Raw genomic sequence first — 15,770 nt, forward strand, 5'->3', positions numbered from 1 at the left:
GATTGGTTGCGGGTATGGGGAACGAAAAGAGGATGGGGCTATGCTGCTTGCTATCATTATATTTATTGCTGCGGGTCTCGCCGAAATCGGAGGAGGATATCTCGTCTGGCTATGGATTAGAGAAGCGAAACCTTTGTGGTTTGGCGTCGTTGGCGGTGTCATTCTCATTTTGTATGGCATAATCCCAACACTGCAAAGCTTCCCGTCGTTCGGCAGGGTGTACGCAGCATATGGCGGCGTGTTCGTCGCGCTTGCGGTGCTCTGGGGCTGGGTTGTCGATAAAAAAACGCCGGATCTGTACGACTGGCTTGGCGCAGCGATCTGTCTCGTTGGCGTGTCGGTCATTCTGTGGGCACCGCGGTCATCATAAGCACTTCCAATTAAAAAAATGAAACGGCAGTCAAGGACGCGTTTGTCCCGGACTGCCGTTTTTTTATGTCATTTTTGAGGCGTGATGGATTGCGAGGTGGCTTGCTTAGCCACGACGAAGGTCGTAATTTCCGCACGCTTTCGCTGATAGAAGAGCCAGTTGAGCGTGATCGCGACGATATAGAAGCCGATGAAGATGTAAAAGGCCATAACGTAGGAGCCGGTTTCCTTCACCGACCAGCCGAACATTTTCGGGATAAAGAAGGAGCCATACGCTGCGAATGCGGCCGTGAAGCCAAGCACTGGCGCCGCCTCTTTGGCAGGGAAGATGTAAGGAATCATCTGGAACGTGGAGCCTGAGCCGGTGCCAGCCGCCAGAAATAAAATAAGGAACGAGATCAGAAAGCCTGCAAAGCTGCCTTGCTGGATGAAATAAATGACCGACAGCGAGCCAAGGCCCATCATGAACAGGACGATGGAGGTGACTTTGGCGCCGCCAATTTTATCCGAGATAAAGCCGCCGACAGGTCGTGCCGCCGCTGCAAGGAAAGCGCCCAGGAAAGCGAGCGATGTATGGCTTGGGAATTGCGATTTCAGCAGCAGCGGGAAAGCAGCGGAAAATCCGATAAACGATCCGAAGGTCGCGACATACAGGAAAGTCATGACCCAAGTGTGCTTGCGTTTGACGATAACGAACTGGCTAGCGAACGATTGCTTCGCGCCGGGCAGGTTATCCATGCCGAAGAAGGCGATGACGGACATCAGAACGATTGGAATGATCCAGATGAAGGCGGCATTTTGAAGCCAGACCTGTTGGCCGTTCTTCAGCAATTGACCGTCTCCGCCAATCGCTGCGAATGTGCCCGCTGTCATGATGAGCGGCGTGACGAACTGGACGACGGATACGCCCATGTTGCCAAGGCCGCCGTTTATCCCAAGCGCTGTCCCTTTCTCCTTCTTAGGGAAGAAGAGCGAAATATTAGACAGCGAGGATGAGAAATTACCGCCGCCTAACCCGCAAAGCGCAGCGAGGAGCAGCATGATAGCATACGGCGTATCCGGATTTTGCACGGCGATGCCGATCCCGGCTGCCGGGATGAGCAGAACAGAGGTAGAGATGACGGTCCAGTAACGGCCGCCGACAATGCCGACTGCGAAGGTATAGACGAATCGGAGCGTTGCTCCAACCAGACCCGGAACGGCCGCGAGCGTGAAAAGCTGATTTTCGGTAAACGAGAAGCCGACATCGTTCAACCGAACGGCGACAACCGACCAGATTTGCCAAACAATAAAAGCGAGCATAAGCGATGGAACGGAAATCCATAGGTTGCGTGTGGCGTGGCGTTTCCCTTCGGACTGCCAGAAATCAGCATTTTCCGGATTCCATTGATTGATTCTTGCCATAGTAACTTCCTCCCCTATATAAGAATCGTCCGAATGGCTGACTCTCATGGTTTTGATGACCTGAGTGTAGCAACTCGAGGAGTTTGCCGCTGTGCCTTTTATCACAGTGATCGCTATCACAGACAGAGCGGTTCGTGCAGCATTATGATGATAGCAGTCGAAATCAATCGGCAACATCTAGTGAAATATTTCACATTCAACTGGGGGAGATGTTTGTATGTTTCATTTATCGATTGAAGGCATGCTGCTTCGGTTTGTGTTCGGCGGCGGGGCCGTAGTTGCCGCTTCCATTATAGCCAAACGCGTCGGCGGAACGGTTGGCGGCATTTTCGCTGCATTTCCGGCTGTATTTCTGGCGGCAATGCTGACGATGCGAATGGATTATGGCGGCAGTGACTTGATCCATCGATCGATCGATTTGTCCAAGGGCGCATTGATCGGTATGGGGATCAATATGCTTTGCGCAGTGGCGGTCGGGTCCTTATGCGTTCGTAAAGGCTGGAAGAAGGGACTTTCCTTATCCGTTTGCGGCTGGCTGATCGTATCCGTCTCCATCTCGTACGTTTTGTTCAACACGTAATGCTCAGCATGCAAATGACAAAGGAGTGGATCATCATGGGTTTCAAAGAGTCGGCACTGCGTTTCTTGCTCGGCGGGATAGCCGTTGTCCTCAGTTATTTCGCTTCCATAGCGCTTCCGTGGAAAGCGCTAGGCGGCATTTTTGCTACCTTCCCAGCCGTTATGGTCGTGGCCGTTCTAATGGTTGGCGTGAAGCAGGGCTCCCAAAAGGCTGCCGAAATCGCCAAAGGCTCCGTATTCGGCATGAGCGGCTGCGCGGTATGCGTGTTGACGGTTCTTGGCATGCTTCAGGCGACGGGCCTATGGTGGTTAAGCATGGTGCTTGGCCTAATCTGCTGGTTCAGCAGCGCCTTTCTGATCTACAAGCTGCGGCATGCAGCGAAAACGAGAGCCCATCAAAGAACCTTGTGATTTGTGTCACAGCCGGGTTCTTTTCTTTGTGTTCTAATACGTGCATAAGGAAACTTCGAGAGCGAGGGGCAATGAGGATGGAACGTGCATTTGCTTCAAGATGGGCACGGAATGTGTGTATGACGGTGTGCGGCCTGATCGTCTTGATGTACATCGGGTCGCGGTTTTTTACACACATCGATCTGGCGCTTTACGGTTACATGGTTGGCACGGTTGTTTTCATTTGCGGCTTTTTCTACCGGTTTATGGCTTGGGCGGATCGACCGCCGACCAAAATCATTTTGCGTAAAGGAATCAAGCTGTTATTGCGCAAATCGACGCCTGCGACGGCAGCCGACCACTTGGTCGTCTACCGGTTTATTTGGAATCGCGGGTGGTACCGATGGCTGCAGCATGTTTTGCTGGGATGGGGCTGCATCCTGTCCGCATTCGTCACATTCCCGCTCGTTTTCGGCTGGATGTACTTCACGATGGCGGACAATGGCTACTATACCGTTGTGATGTTCGGGATTAATCTGATGCGGATCGAGGCGGACGGCATCATCGCCTACTTGTTTTTCAATGCCTTGAATATAACGGCTTTTATGGTAATCGGGGGCGTATGCATGGCATTAAATCGCCGACTGCGCAACATGCAGGCTCGGGCTGAGCAATCGTTCGCGTATGATTTTCTGCCGCTGTATCTGCTTTTATTTATCTCAGTAACGGGGCTCATTCTCACGTTCAACAACATGTTTCTGGAAGGGTTCGGCCATCCGGTCATGTCGATGATCCACCAATGGTCCGTTATTATTACGCTGATTTACCTGCCGTTTGGCAAGCTTGCGCATATCCCGTTCCGCCCGATGAGCCTGCTCGCTAGAAACTATCGTGAGCATTACGGGACGACGGAGCCGAAGGCGTGCAAGGTTTGCGGGGCGCATTATGTATCCGCCGAACAAGCGCAGGATGTTGTCGACGTGCTGAAACATAGCGAAATGGCATTCATCACCGAAGAAGGCTACCATCTGGCTGAGTTGTGCCTGCCTTGCCGCCGCAAATATCGCATATCGCGTATAACCGGCATCCCAACGCATCAAATCCGAGTCAAGGAGGCGAACCAGAATGCCAAAGGATAAATTTTTTAAGGTCATTGCGAATAAGGAGCATCCCGGCGAGCGGCTCGTGCCGACCCATTGCTCTTACTGTGGCATGCAGTGCGGCATGAATTTGCGAGTGGATACCGGTTCTAACAAAATTATCGGCGTCGAACCGCGATATGACTGGCCGGTTTCGCTTGGCAAAATGTGCCCGAAAGGGGTAACCGCTTACCAGCAAACGAATCATGAAGATCGCCTGTTGAAGCCCTTGATCCGGGACGACCGGTCGCTTCGAGGAACGAAAGAAGGCTTCCGCGAAGCGACATGGGAGGAAGCTTATGATCTGGTCGTTCGCCGGTTTCAGGAGCTGCAGCAGGGGTATGGTCCGGATGCTTTATCCGTCTTCAGCGGCGTGTCCATGACGAATGAAAAATGCTACCTGACAGGCAAGTTCGCGCGAGTCGGCTTACGTACGAGATATATCGATTACAACGGCCGCTTCTGCATGTCGAGCGCAGCCGCCGGATTTTTACGCACCTTCGGCATTGACCGAGGTTCAACGCTTCCATGGACGGATCTGCACGAGACGGATTGCCTTTTCATTGCAGGGAGCAACACGGCGGAATGCCACCCGACGTCGATGTTCCGGATTTGGGAGGTTCAGAACCGGGGCGGCTATTTGATCGTCGTGGATCCTCGGGAGACGCCGATCGCAAGACGGGCGGATGTGCATCTGGATCTTCGTCCGGGCACAGATCTGGCGCTTGCCAATTGTATGCTTCACTTGCTCATTAAGGGCGGCTACGCCGACGAACGGTTTATCGCTGAGCATACGAGCGGTTACGCAGAGTTAGAGGAGCTTGTGAGCAGCTTTACGCCGGAATATACGAGCGAAATTACGGGCGTTGCGCCGGAGAAGCTGATCCGAGCTGCCGAAATTTACGGGAAAGCGCCGAATGCGGTCGTCATGTTCGCCCGGGGCATTGAACAGCAGCATAAAGGGTCGGATAATGTATCCGCCTACACGAATATGTGCTTGGTGACGGGCAAAATCGGCCGGCCCAAATCCGGCGTCGCAACCTTTACAGGGCAGGGCAACGGGCAAGGCGGACGGGAGCACGGCCAGAAAGCGGATGCGCTGCCGGGTTATCGGAAAATCACGAATCCGAAGCATGTGGAGGAAGTGTCCAAGGTGTGGGGCATTCCGCCTGAGGAAATGCCGCAACCGGGCGTCTCCGCCTATGAAATGTTTGGGCTGATGAAGGAGAAGACGATTCGCGGGCTTTACCTGCTCTGCTCGAATCCGGCGGTGTCCGCCCCGAATCTGAACGAGGTGCGCAGTGCGCTTATGAGCCTTGATTTTATGGTATGCTCCGATATTTTCTTGTCTGAATCGGCGGAATATGCTGACGTTGTTCTTCCGTCGACGACGTGGAGCGAAGATGAGGGAACCGTCACGAATCTGGAGGGCCGCATCATTAAAATCAATAAAGCACAGGAACCGATCGGCCTATCAAAGCCCGATTGGCTCATGCAGGTAGAACTGGCCGAGCGGCTCGGCAGAGGGCAATATTTCCGGCATTTGCGATCCCCCCGGGCGATCAATGATGAATTTCGCCTCGCTTCCAAGGGAGGCTATGCCGACTACTACGGCGCGACGTGGGAGAAGATCGACAAACAGCAGGGCGTCTTTTGGCCTTGCAAGGACGAATCGGACGAGGGGACGCCCCATATGTTTCTGGATAAGCAATTTTACCATCCCGATAAGAAAGCGAAGCTGTGCGCGCTGCCGTATCGGGCGCCAGCCGAAGAGCCGTGCGAGGAGTTCCCGCTGCGCCTGACGACGGGGCGTGTCGTCTACCATTACTTATCGGGCAATCAGACGAGACGCATTCCGTTCCTGCACGCGATGTGCCCGGAGCCTTTCGTCGAGGTGCATCCGGCAACCGCCCAGCTGTATCAAATCGAGCATGAAGAGCTCGTAAAGCTGGTTACCCGCCGAGGAGAAGCGTTCTTCAAGGTGAAGCTGACCGAGGCGATTCGCCCGGACACGGTTTTCGTGCCGTATCACTTCGGCCATGATGAGTCGGTTAATCTGCTTACGATTGCCGCGCTTGATCCGATGTCCAGAATGCCGGAGTTTAAAGTTTGCGCGGTACAAATTCATCAGGCAGCAAAACCCCAGTCGAAGCAGCCATCACGAAACGAGGCGGTTATCCGATGAAGCAGCATTTATATATCGAAATGGACAATTGCATCGGCTGCCGGAGCTGTTTGGCGGCATGTACGCAGTGCGGCGGTCATGACGAGCGTAACCGGAATTATGTGTATGACGTGAACCCGCTCGTCAATCGGCAGACCATTCCGCTCATGTGCCTGCACTGCGTTAACCCGGCTTGTGCGCGAAGTTGTCCGGCCCAAGCGATACAGGTGACGCCTGAAGGCGCGGTTCTTTCCGCTTTGGTGGAGAAGTGCATCGGCTGCCAGAACTGTACGATCGCTTGTCCCTACGGCATTCCGAAATTCGATCAGGAGCAAAACCTGATGTACAAATGCGACCTCTGCTATGACCGCACGAAGGACGGTATTCCTCCCATGTGCGCTTCGGTTTGTCCGACGAATACATTGCAATGGCTGTCTGAAGAGGAATTGAAGCAAAAGCAGGATCAGCACCAGCTAGGCAAGTGGACGGCCAGCCGAATGCCGCTCGATCCGCTTGAGGGAGAAACCAACGTCAAGATTAGCCTCCCGGGCATTTTGCAAGGGAAACAAAAGCTGTTCTAGGGCAAGAGGAGGGCTTGCGATGATCGATGAAAACGAGAATGTGAATCGTAATGCTGCGGTTCCATACGACGAGGATAATTACACGCACAATATCCGGAAAGACAATGAGCGGAAGCTGGATCGGCGCAGCTTCTTGAAAACGATGGCCGGCGCCGCGGGCGTGTTCGCGATTTCGACGCTGCCGTGGGGGGCTATCGCTGCCAAGCATCTGGTCAACGGAGATAAACGTGCCTATCCGAAAAACAAAATAACAGCGCTCACCGACATTGGGGTAGGGGAAGCGGTTGAGTTCGCCTATCCGGGCGAGCATGATTCGGCGCTTCTGGTCCGTCTTTCGGAAGGCACTTTCAAAGCCTATCAGAATGCATGCACCCACTTGAAATGCCCGGTCTTCTGGAGCAAGGACCAGCGGGAGCTCGTATGCCCTTGCCACCACGGCTTATTCGATGTTCATACAGGGAAGCCGACTGCTGGTCCGCCGAAGCGGCCGCTGCCCGAAATCCAGCTCACTGTGGAGAGCGGGACGGTGTATGCGACAGGGGTGAAGCGCTATGAAACGTAGTTACAGGGGCGTCATTTATTTAAGCCTGGTGCTGCTCGCCAATATCGTGTTTACGCAGCAGGTCGTGAATGCTTTTTTCTATGAGCAATATGAGAAAGTGCTGTTGTTCGCGGGTTTGAATGTGATCCTGTTTCCGCTCGCCATCTGGATTTACCGAAGGGAACGGAATGCTGGCTAGCAGCTAGTGAGGAGGGATTGGATGATTTGCGAATACGATGTGGAGCTTTGCTTTATTCGTCCTCGCAGTCGGGGGGAAGCATCGCTGCTGGAAGAGGTTTGCGAGCTTATGCGCCACCTGTTTACAGGAGCCCGCACGGACGTGGAGCCTGCAGAGGAAGAAGGATTAGACGTGGCCGTCGCGAAGGTGAACGGCCTTGCCGTTTGGGAGAACGAAGAGGATTTGCTGGATTGGCTGGATGCCGCGCTGCCGGAATCGTGGTGGAATTGGCTTGCTGGCTACAAGGTGAACGTGTTGAAGAAGGAAGATGCAGGGCCGTGTCTGCTGAAGAAAAGGGGGAGCTGGAATGGATGTTGAAGCAGCGATCAGGCCGCTGTGCGGCAGAATGGTAGAAGTGTGCATCGAAGACCTCGCTGGCCGTGACCCCGTCGCCCCTCCACGTACGTTTGAGCTATTGCGTGTGAAGCTGCTCCCGGAAGGGACGCATCTGCAATGTTATTTGAATGTGACGCAATTTCTATCGATTCCTGTATTCGGCGACGAACGGACGAAGCTGACACTGGATGGGCCAAGCGGAACGACGTTCGTATCCGAGGATTCGCACGGACAGCTTCGATATACGATGTTCTGGAAATCGTCATAAATCGTGTGATTGCCCGCACAGCGGGAGGATTTGCGCCGGGATATGATGGATTTGCTAAAACACGGATGTAAAGAGGAGGCAGGAAAGATGGAGATCAGATTCGACGGATCGAATAAGATTGGCGACATCGTGACCGCTTTTCCAGGCGCTAGCAATCTGTTTAAGGCCCACCGTATTGATTTTTGCTGCGGCGGTAACGAACCGCTCGGTTCGGTGCTTCAACTGAAGGGGATTGATGAGCCTTCGTTCCTTGCGTCGCTTCAAGAAAGCTTCGCAAGCTGGCAGCAGCGGCAGCATGAAGCGAGAGATTGGCGCGAGGCAGGCTTGTCCGAGATGATCGATCACATCGTAACCAAACACCATGCTTACCTACAGGCGGAATTGCCGCTGCTCAGCGAATTCGTAACGAAGGTGCTGCGTGTTCATGGCCATCACGAAGAGGAAGGCGATCGGCTCGTGAAGCTGCATACGCTGTTCCATCAGATGAAGACCGAGCTCGAGCAGCACTTGATTGTCGAAGAATCGGTTGTCTTTCCGCTCATTCAAGCGTATGAGGCTGCGCCGTCAGCAGAACAGCTGGCGGGAACGCTTCAGAAGGTCGATGAGCTGGAATCCGATCACAGCCAAGTCGGCGATCTCTTGAAGGAAATGAGAGCCGTGACGAGCGATTATACGCTGCCGGACGGCGCTTGCCGCACGTATACCGTCACGTTTCAGAAGCTTGTTGAACTGGAAAGCGACCTTTTCGAACATATCCATCTGGAAAATAACGTGTTGTTTCAGCGGCTTGCCGAACTGTCCGCCTCTGAGAAGGAGACGTTAAGCGCACCGCTCCGAGCGCTTATGCAGGAGCATATTCCTTTGCGCGAACAGATGGAACAATTCTACGCAATCGCGCAGCAGATCGGAGCAACTGACGGAATTGCGGATTGGACGGCCTCTTTGTTTGTATTGAAGGAGATGGTGAGAGCGTTTGTTCGAGAGCTGGAGCCGCATTCCGCCAAGGAGGAAGATATTCTATTCCCGATGGTTGCCCGATTTGTGGGTTACGAGACAGGGCCAGTCGCAGTGATGGAGTTCGAGCATGAGCAGGCGAAGCTCCACCTCCAGCAGTATCTTGAAGCTGTGTCGGCGCTGGTGCTCGGAACGACCGTTTCTGCGACAGCAGCGGCGGACATTGCTGCGGATTTGATCGAAGCTTATCACATTCTAACCGGCCACTTCATGAAGGAGGAAACGGTGCTGTTCCCGATGGCGCAGCGGTTGTTTACGCCCATCGAGATGGAGGAGCTTGCCGCCAAGTTTAACGCATTAAGCATTCATTCTGTATCATAACGGGTATTGGGTCCGCAGCTATCTTCCGTAAAGGAAGGCATGCGGACTTATTTTTTTACATGGTGATTTATGTCACAGGCAGACGGTTTTGCCTTCGTTATAATCAAGCCATAACTACCGACAAGGAAGTGATTGAGGATGGCTGAACCCAACATGAAACGCCGCAAGCTGGTCCTGATCGGCAACGGCATGGCAGGCGTAAATACATTGGAGCAAATCCTGAAGCTGACGAATGCATTCGACATTTGCGTGTACGGAGAAGAACCTTACCCGAATTATAACCGCATCCAGCTTTCATACGTCCTTGAGGGCAGCAAGCGCATCGACGACATCATTCTGAACAGCCGCGAATGGTACGAGGAGAACGGCATTCAGCTGCATACGGGAACGAAAGTTGTACGGATCGATACGAAGGACAAACGAATTTATACAGCAGAGGGCGAAACCGCCGAATACGACGTTCTGATCATTGCTACAGGCTCAAAGCCGTTCATCCTTCCGGTGCCTGGCGCGAATAAAGACGGCGTGATCGGATTCCGAGATATTGCGGATTGCGAGACGATGATCGACGCCTCCCGCACATTCAAGCAAGCGGCAGTGATCGGCGGCGGTCTGCTTGGACTTGAAGCGGCCAAAGGGCTTGTGCAGCTCGGCATGGAAACAACGGTCGTTCATCTGATGGATTCGCTGATGGAGCGCCAACTGGACGAGGTGGCTTCCGGCATGCTGAAGGCAGAACTGGAACGGCAAGGCATCCGCTTCCGGATGGGAACGAAAACGACGGAGGTGCTAGGCGGTTCCGAGGTCAGCGGCCTGCGTTTCGCGGACGGTACGGAGCTTGAGGCGCAGCTGGTCGTCATGTCGGCAGGCATTGTGCCTCATATCGAACTCGCGAAGGAGAGCGGAATCGAGACAGGCCGGGGCATCCTCGTGAATGATTTTATGCAGACGAGCGCACCGGATGTGTACGCAGTCGGTGAATGCTGCGAGCACCGTGGCGTTTGTTATGGCCTTGTTGCACCGCTCTTCGAGCAAGGCGCGGTGTTGGCCAAAACGATTGCGGGCATTGAAGCCGCACCGTACGAAGGCTCGTCGGTATCGACGAAACTCAAAATCTCTGGCGTCGACGTTTTCTCGGCAGGCGAATATCTGGAACGGCCTGATCATCAGGTTTTGCGCATTCACGATGACTGGCACGGTCATTACAAGAAAGTGCTGCTTCGCGATAAGAGGATCGTCGGCGCCGTCATGTACGGTGAAGTGTCGGATGCCCCGCTGCTCACGCGACTGATCCGAGATGGCGCCTTGATGACCGATGAACGCTACGCTGAGCTGTTCGGCGGCGGGACTGCATGCTGCGGCGGGGGAAATAAGGAATCGATCGTGCAAGCAATGGCGGACGACGAAATCGTCTGCGGCTGCAACGGCGTAACCAAGGGCGATATCGTCCGCGTCATTCAAGTCGACGGTCTGACAACCGTTGACCAAATCAAAATGAAAACCGGAGCGACGCGATCATGCGGCGGGTGCAAACCGCTCGTGGAGCAGCTGCTGCAGTTCGTGCTTGGCGACAGCTATCAGGAGCAGCAGCCAGTTAAGAAAGGAATTTGTGGTTGCACGACACACAGCCGAGACGAGATTGTGGCGGCGATCAAAGGCATGCATTTGACAAGCGTGCGCGAGGTCATGATGGTTCTGGAATGGCAGCAGAGCGAAGGCTGTTCGAAATGCCGCCCTGCGTTGAACTACTATCTTGGCATGGCGTGGCCAGCGGAATACGAGGATAGCCGGCAGTCGCGCTTTGTCAATGAACGGCTGCATGCCAATATCCAAAATGATGGCACGTACAGCGTTATTCCGCGGATGTATGGCGGAGTCACGACGCCAGAGCAGCTTCGCCAGATCGCAGATGCCGCCGACAAATACGAAGCCAAAATGGTCAAAGTGACCGGCGGACAGCGGATTGATTTACTTGGCATCCATAAGGCGGATTTGCCAGCGATCTGGAAGGATCTCGGCATGCCGTCAGGCTATGGCTACGCGAAGGCGCTTCGTACCGTCAAAACCTGCGTAGGTTCCCAATTTTGCCGGTTCGGAACGCAGGATACGATCGCGATGGGCATCCAACTCGAGAAGAAGTTCGAACGGCTGTGGATGCCGGCCAAATTTAAAATGGCTGTCAACGGCTGCCCGCGCAACTGCGCGGAATCGGGGACGAAGGATCTTGGCATAGTCGGCAATGAAGGCGGCTGGGAAATCTACGTGGGCGGCAACGGCGGCATTCGCATGAAGGAAGCGGAGCTCCTGTGCAAAGTGAAAACGAATGAAGAGCTGGAGGAAATCTGTGGAGCATTCATTCAACATTATCGGGAAACCGGCAATTATGGCGAACGAACGTCGGAATGGATCGAGCGACTGGGCATCGAGCATGTGCGAGCTGTCGTGGTTGATGACTTGGCACGCCGGCAAGCCTTAGCTCAAGGCGTTGAGGACGCGCTCGCTGAGCTTCAAGATCCTTGGCAGGAAGTGATCGAGAGCGAGAAGCTGCAGCGCGATTATTATCAGGCAGTCGAGGTTGATGTGAAATAGAGACAGTAAGATAGATAGGAGTTGGAAGCGATGACCAATCAAATGAAGCGGGTTTACGCGGCAATCGGCAAGCAGGATGATTTCCCGCAAGGGTTGGGGAGGCAAGTACGCCTCGGCATGGAGGAGCTGGCTGTTTTCCATACGACCAGCGGCGATCTGTATGCGCTGGAGAATCGGACGCCTCACCGTAAGGGCGGATCGCTCGCGGAAGCGATCGTAAGCGGACACTATATCTACTGTCCGCTGCGGGATTTGAAAATCAACCTGGAGGATGGGATGGTGCAGGAGCCGGATACTGGACAAGTGCGAACATTCCACGTCAAGGTTGAAGCGGGCACCGTCTATGTGGAGCTCATAGGGCAACACGACAAGTCCACTGAGCTGGCATTATCCGATAGCCGAAGCGGAGGGCGCTAGGATGGAGATGGGCAGAAAATCCACTAAGCTGCTGCTTGATCCGATCAATACGGCAAGGCCAAGCGCCTATATGCAGCTGTTCCAGAAGTTAAAATCAGATCACGAGCAGTTGAAGGCGGACTGCGATGAGCTGTGCGACCTAAGCATACGGGCAGCTGCAGCCTTTAGCAGAAGGGGGGCCAAAAGCCTGCTCACGGTGCTGCGCGATCGGACTGCTGCATTGCTTAGTGAATTGTCCGTGCATTCCAGATGGGAGGATGAGACGCTATTCCCGGTCTTTACGCGGTATTACAAGAAGACGATCGAACCGACAATCCAACCCTCCCTATGGGTGCTTGAGAAGGATCATGAGCTGGCGCTGCAGTTTTTCGAGTCGTTCCTGCATGCAAGCTATGCCCAGCTCAATCTGTTAGCAATGGACGAGGAGGCGATCGGTCCGACATTCTTCGAAGAACTAAAGGAAGGCTGCCATTGTTTAACGCAAGGGTGCTTCATTTTGAATAGCCATTTTCAGATGGAGGAGGAGCTGATCTTTCCGCTGGCGGAAGAAATCTTGACCGATATCGACTATTTATTCTCATAAATAACGATCCCAATTATGTCTCCAAGGAGGAGAGAATGATGGCAATGAAGGAAAACAAATTAGAAGCTCGTTACTCCGCTCAAGAAGAAGTGAATCAGTTGGTGGCACGTGCCAAAATCGCCCAGGAAGCGTTCCTGCAGATGGATCAAGCGCAAATCGATGCGATCGTGCATGCTATGGCGCTCGCGGGGCTTGATCAACATATGAGGCTGGCGAAAATGGCCGTGGAGGAAACGGGCCGCGGCGTGTATGAAGACAAGATCACCAAAAACATCTTCGCGACCGAATACATTTACCACAGCATTAAGTATGACAAAACCGTCGGCGTTATCGAAGAAAACACCTTTGAGAATTACAAGGCCGTCGCAGAGCCGGTCGGGATCATCGCTGGCGTAACGCCGGTTACGAACCCGACATCGACGACGATGTTCAAGACGTTAATCGCCGCGAAGACGCGCAATCCAATCATATTCGCCTTCCATCCGTCGGCCCAGAAGTGCAGCACGTTAGCTGCTCAGATTCTCCATGATGCAGCGGTCGCGAGCGGAGCGCCGGAGCATTGCGTCCAATGGGTCGAATGCCCATCTTTGGAGGCGACCCAGCTGTTGATGAACCACCCGGATGTAGCGCTTGTATTGGCAACAGGCGGTTCCGCGATGGTCAAAGCCGCTTACAGCACCGGAAAACCAGCGCTGGGCGTCGGCCCCGGCAATGTTCCGTGCCTGATTGAGCAATCGGCGAACCTTGAGCAGGCCGTGACTGATCTCATATTGTCCAAAACGTTCGATAACGGCATGATCTGCGCCTCCGAGCAAGCCGTCATCATCGAAGAGGCCGTTTACGAGCAAGTACGCAAGCTCATGAAGGATAGCGGCTGTTATTTCCTGAACAAGACGGAAACGGAAGCTGTTTCGAAGCTTGTCATCAATGCCGATAAATGTGCGGTTAATGCGGTGATCGTCGGCCAGCCAGCAGTGAAGATCGCGGAGATGGCAGGCATTCAAGTACCGCAAGACACGAAGATTCTCGTAGCCGAGCTGCAGGGGGTAGGCACGGAATTCCCGCTGTCCGCCGAGAAGCTTAGTCCCGTCCTTGCGTGCTACAGAGTCAAAACCGCCCAGCAGGGCATCGATCGCGCAGTGGAGGTTGTAGCCTTCGGCGGACTTGGACATTCCTCGGTCATCCATTCGAACAATGATGCCGTGATCCAAGCGTTCTCGAACCGGCTCAAGACCGGCCGCATTATCGTGAACTCGCCTTCGACACACGGAGCGATCGGCGATCTCTACAATACGAATCTGCCGTCGCTAACGTTAGGCTGCGGCTCGTACGGCCATAACTCAACGACTTCGAATGTATCGGCTGTCAATTTGATCAATATCAAGCGGGTTGCTTACCGGACAGTCAATATGCAGTGGTTCAAGATTCCGCCGAAGATTTATTTTGAGAAAGGCGCGACACAGTACCTTGAGAAAATGCCGGACATCTCGCGCATTCTCATCGTTACGGATGCGATGATGGTGAAGCTCGGCTATGTCGAGAAGCTGGAGTATTATTTGCGCAAACGGACGAATCCGGTATCGATCGAAGTGTTTGCCGATGTCGAGCCCGATCCTTCGGTCGAGACGGTCGAACGCGGAACGACCTTGATGGAAAACTTCCAGCCCGATTGCATAATCGCGCTTGGCGGCGGATCGCCGATGGATGCTGCCAAAGCGATGTGGCTCTTTTACGAATACCCGGACACCAGCTTCCATTCGCTCAAACAGAAGTTTCTGGACATCCGCAAGCGTGTCTACAAATATCCGCGCCTTGGGGAAAAAGCGAAATTCGTCGCCATCCCGACGACCTCGGGTACAGGCTCGGAGGTCACCTCGTTCGCCGTCATCACAGACAAGAAGGATGGGCATACGAAATATCCGCTCGCGGACTATGAGCTGACGCCCGATGTGGCGATCATCGATCCCGAATTCGTCTATAGCTTGCCGAAGCGAGCTGTAGCGGACACCGGAATGGACGTCCTAACGCATGCGATTGAAGCTTATGTATCGGTTATGGCAAGCGACTATACGGATGGCCTTGCGCTGCATGCGATCCGACTCGTCTTCCAGAACTTAGAGAAGTCGTACCATACGGCAGATCCTCTCGCACGCGAGAAAATGCATAATGCTTCGACGATCGCGGGCATGGCATTCGCCAATGCGTTCCTAGGCATTAACCACAGCCTTGCGCATAAATGGGGAGGGCAATATCACACCGCCCACGGGCGGACGAATGCCATTCTTATGCCGTATGTCATTCGGTACAATGCGCAGAAGCCGACCAAGTTCGCTTCGTTCCCGAAATACGGCCACTTCGTTGCCGATCAGCGTTATGCGGAAATTGCACGCATGCTAGGATTTCCGGCAAAGACGACGGAAGAGGGCGTGAACAGCCTGATCGCGGCAGTACGCAAGCTGAATCAGTCGCTCGGCATCCCAGAGAAATTCCAGGAGCTCGGCGTGAATCCCGCGGATTTCGAAGCGAACGTCGACCAACTGGCTGATCGCGCATTCGAAGATCAATGCACGACCGCCAACCCACGCATGCCGCTCGTGACGGAACTGGCAGACATTTACCGCAATGCGTTCTACGGTAGATTCTAGGCTCGACCATGTGTGATTAGAGGGTGTCCCAAAAGCCACGACGGCTGAGGGACAGCCCTATTTTTTGTGCTGGAAGCGGTTGGCGTTGGAATTGCGGGATTGCGGGATTGCGGACTGTGGTGTGCTTTCTTCGCATGTAACGCAGCGTCGGGGCATGCTGCAGCTTGCTCAATGCAGTTCGTACAATGACAT

The 15,770-nt window shown here is 54.0% G+C and carries 16 protein-coding genes; 15 read left to right on the forward strand and 1 reads right to left on the reverse strand.

Features of this window, described 5'->3' with window-relative positions; translation table 11 throughout:
• Positions 1–40 precede the first annotated feature (40 nt).
• The gene (locus PAECUDRAFT_RS04305) at positions 41–370 is read left to right on the forward strand and encodes a YnfA family protein (protein WP_006036884.1); all 330 of its coding nucleotides are present in this window, start codon (positions 41–43) and stop codon (positions 368–370) included.
• Positions 371–438: 68 nt separating this feature from the next.
• On the opposite strand, the gene PAECUDRAFT_RS04310 is transcribed toward PAECUDRAFT_RS04305, so the two are convergent.
• A complete protein-coding gene (locus PAECUDRAFT_RS04310) occupies positions 439–1,773 on the reverse strand; it encodes an MFS transporter (RefSeq protein WP_006036885.1) in 1,335 nt (444 codons plus the stop codon).
• 217 nt (positions 1,774–1,990) lie between these two features.
• On the opposite strand from PAECUDRAFT_RS04310, the gene PAECUDRAFT_RS04315 reads away from it, so the two are divergent.
• The 14 genes from PAECUDRAFT_RS04315 (at position 1,991) to adhE (ending at position 15,578) form a co-directional block, all read left to right on the forward strand.
• The gene (locus tag PAECUDRAFT_RS04315; RefSeq protein WP_006036886.1) at positions 1,991–2,353 is read left to right on the forward strand and encodes a DUF3147 family protein; all 363 of its coding nucleotides are present in this window, start codon (positions 1,991–1,993) and stop codon (positions 2,351–2,353) included.
• Between the two features lie 35 nt (positions 2,354–2,388).
• Positions 2,389–2,763: a DUF3147 family protein gene (locus PAECUDRAFT_RS04320; RefSeq protein ID WP_006036887.1), complete on the forward strand. Its 375-nt coding sequence runs from the start codon at positions 2,389–2,391 to the stop codon at positions 2,761–2,763.
• A 77-nt stretch (positions 2,764–2,840) separates the two neighbouring features.
• The gene (locus tag PAECUDRAFT_RS04325) at positions 2,841–3,881 is read left to right on the forward strand and encodes a hypothetical protein (RefSeq protein WP_006036888.1); all 1,041 of its coding nucleotides are present in this window, start codon (positions 2,841–2,843) and stop codon (positions 3,879–3,881) included.
• Positions 3,868–6,066 carry a molybdopterin oxidoreductase family protein gene (locus PAECUDRAFT_RS04330; RefSeq protein WP_006036889.1) on the forward strand — a complete coding sequence of 733 codons (2,199 nt, stop codon included), beginning with the start codon at positions 3,868–3,870 and terminating at the stop codon, positions 6,064–6,066. Before PAECUDRAFT_RS04325 ends, PAECUDRAFT_RS04330 begins: the two co-directional genes overlap by 14 nt.
• A complete protein-coding gene (locus PAECUDRAFT_RS04335; RefSeq protein ID WP_006036890.1) occupies positions 6,063–6,626 on the forward strand; it encodes a 4Fe-4S dicluster domain-containing protein in 564 nt (187 codons plus the stop codon). The genes PAECUDRAFT_RS04330 and PAECUDRAFT_RS04335 overlap by 4 nt, the downstream gene beginning before the upstream one ends.
• A gap of 19 nt (positions 6,627–6,645) precedes the next feature.
• Positions 6,646–7,188, forward strand: coding sequence for a QcrA and Rieske domain-containing protein (locus PAECUDRAFT_RS04340; protein WP_006036891.1), 543 nt, complete (start codon positions 6,646–6,648; stop codon positions 7,186–7,188).
• Positions 7,178–7,366 carry a hypothetical protein gene (locus PAECUDRAFT_RS04345; RefSeq protein ID WP_006036892.1) on the forward strand — a complete coding sequence of 63 codons (189 nt, stop codon included), beginning with the start codon at positions 7,178–7,180 and terminating at the stop codon, positions 7,364–7,366. The genes PAECUDRAFT_RS04340 and PAECUDRAFT_RS04345 overlap by 11 nt, the downstream gene beginning before the upstream one ends.
• Positions 7,367–7,387: 21 nt before the next feature.
• The gene (locus tag PAECUDRAFT_RS04350) at positions 7,388–7,723 is read left to right on the forward strand and encodes a hypothetical protein (RefSeq protein ID WP_006036893.1); all 336 of its coding nucleotides are present in this window, start codon (positions 7,388–7,390) and stop codon (positions 7,721–7,723) included.
• Positions 7,713–8,009, forward strand: coding sequence for a hypothetical protein (locus PAECUDRAFT_RS04355; protein ID WP_006036894.1), 297 nt, complete (start codon positions 7,713–7,715; stop codon positions 8,007–8,009). The genes PAECUDRAFT_RS04350 and PAECUDRAFT_RS04355 overlap by 11 nt, the downstream gene beginning before the upstream one ends.
• A gap of 87 nt (positions 8,010–8,096) precedes the next feature.
• Complete coding sequence (gene ric, locus PAECUDRAFT_RS26610) at positions 8,097–9,344, forward strand: iron-sulfur cluster repair di-iron protein (RefSeq protein ID WP_006036895.1); 1,248 nt, start codon at positions 8,097–8,099, stop codon at positions 9,342–9,344.
• A 138-nt stretch (positions 9,345–9,482) separates the two neighbouring features.
• Positions 9,483–11,933: a nitrite reductase large subunit NirB gene (nirB, locus tag PAECUDRAFT_RS04365; RefSeq protein WP_006036896.1), complete on the forward strand. Its 2,451-nt coding sequence runs from the start codon at positions 9,483–9,485 to the stop codon at positions 11,931–11,933.
• Between the two features lie 30 nt (positions 11,934–11,963).
• On the forward strand, positions 11,964–12,350 hold the full coding sequence (gene nirD / locus PAECUDRAFT_RS04370) for a nitrite reductase small subunit NirD (protein ID WP_006036897.1): 387 nt from the start codon (positions 11,964–11,966) through the stop codon (positions 12,348–12,350).
• 1 nt (position 12,351) lies between these two features.
• Entirely contained in the window at positions 12,352–12,933 is a 582-nt protein-coding gene (locus PAECUDRAFT_RS04375; protein ID WP_006036898.1) for a hemerythrin domain-containing protein, read from the forward strand.
• A 38-nt stretch (positions 12,934–12,971) separates the two neighbouring features.
• Positions 12,972–15,578: a bifunctional acetaldehyde-CoA/alcohol dehydrogenase gene (adhE, locus tag PAECUDRAFT_RS04380; RefSeq protein ID WP_040711493.1), complete on the forward strand. Its 2,607-nt coding sequence runs from the start codon at positions 12,972–12,974 to the stop codon at positions 15,576–15,578.
• The last annotated feature ends 192 nt before the right edge of the window (positions 15,579–15,770 follow it).

It is taken from the genome of Paenibacillus curdlanolyticus YK9 (assembly GCF_000179615.1).
Classification (GTDB): Bacteria; Bacillota; Bacilli; order Paenibacillales; family Paenibacillaceae; genus Paenibacillus_T; species Paenibacillus_T curdlanolyticus.

Bases quoted from the DNA above. Each gene is read 5' to 3' on its own strand.
- PAECUDRAFT_RS04305 (WP_006036884.1), top strand. From the start codon at position 41: ATGCTGCTTGCTATCATTATATTTATTGCTGCGGGTCTCGCCGAAATC.
- PAECUDRAFT_RS04310 (WP_006036885.1), bottom strand. From the start codon at position 1,773: ATGGCAAGAATCAATCAATGGAATCCGGAAAATGCTGATTTCTGGCAG.
- PAECUDRAFT_RS04315 (WP_006036886.1), top strand. From the start codon at position 1,991: ATGTTTCATTTATCGATTGAAGGCATGCTGCTTCGGTTTGTGTTCGGC.
- PAECUDRAFT_RS04320 (WP_006036887.1), top strand. From the start codon at position 2,389: ATGGGTTTCAAAGAGTCGGCACTGCGTTTCTTGCTCGGCGGGATAGCC.
- PAECUDRAFT_RS04325 (WP_006036888.1), top strand. From the start codon at position 2,841: ATGGAACGTGCATTTGCTTCAAGATGGGCACGGAATGTGTGTATGACG.
- PAECUDRAFT_RS04330 (WP_006036889.1), top strand. From the start codon at position 3,868: ATGCCAAAGGATAAATTTTTTAAGGTCATTGCGAATAAGGAGCATCCC.
- PAECUDRAFT_RS04335 (WP_006036890.1), top strand. From the start codon at position 6,063: ATGAAGCAGCATTTATATATCGAAATGGACAATTGCATCGGCTGCCGG.
- PAECUDRAFT_RS04340 (WP_006036891.1), top strand. From the start codon at position 6,646: ATGATCGATGAAAACGAGAATGTGAATCGTAATGCTGCGGTTCCATAC.
- PAECUDRAFT_RS04345 (WP_006036892.1), top strand. From the start codon at position 7,178: ATGAAACGTAGTTACAGGGGCGTCATTTATTTAAGCCTGGTGCTGCTC.
- PAECUDRAFT_RS04350 (WP_006036893.1), top strand. From the start codon at position 7,388: ATGATTTGCGAATACGATGTGGAGCTTTGCTTTATTCGTCCTCGCAGT.
- PAECUDRAFT_RS04355 (WP_006036894.1), top strand. From the start codon at position 7,713: ATGGATGTTGAAGCAGCGATCAGGCCGCTGTGCGGCAGAATGGTAGAA.
- ric (WP_006036895.1), top strand. From the start codon at position 8,097: ATGGAGATCAGATTCGACGGATCGAATAAGATTGGCGACATCGTGACC.
- nirB (WP_006036896.1), top strand. From the start codon at position 9,483: ATGGCTGAACCCAACATGAAACGCCGCAAGCTGGTCCTGATCGGCAAC.
- nirD (WP_006036897.1), top strand. From the start codon at position 11,964: ATGACCAATCAAATGAAGCGGGTTTACGCGGCAATCGGCAAGCAGGAT.
- PAECUDRAFT_RS04375 (WP_006036898.1), top strand. From the start codon at position 12,352: ATGGAGATGGGCAGAAAATCCACTAAGCTGCTGCTTGATCCGATCAAT.
- adhE (WP_040711493.1), top strand. From the start codon at position 12,972: ATGGCAATGAAGGAAAACAAATTAGAAGCTCGTTACTCCGCTCAAGAA.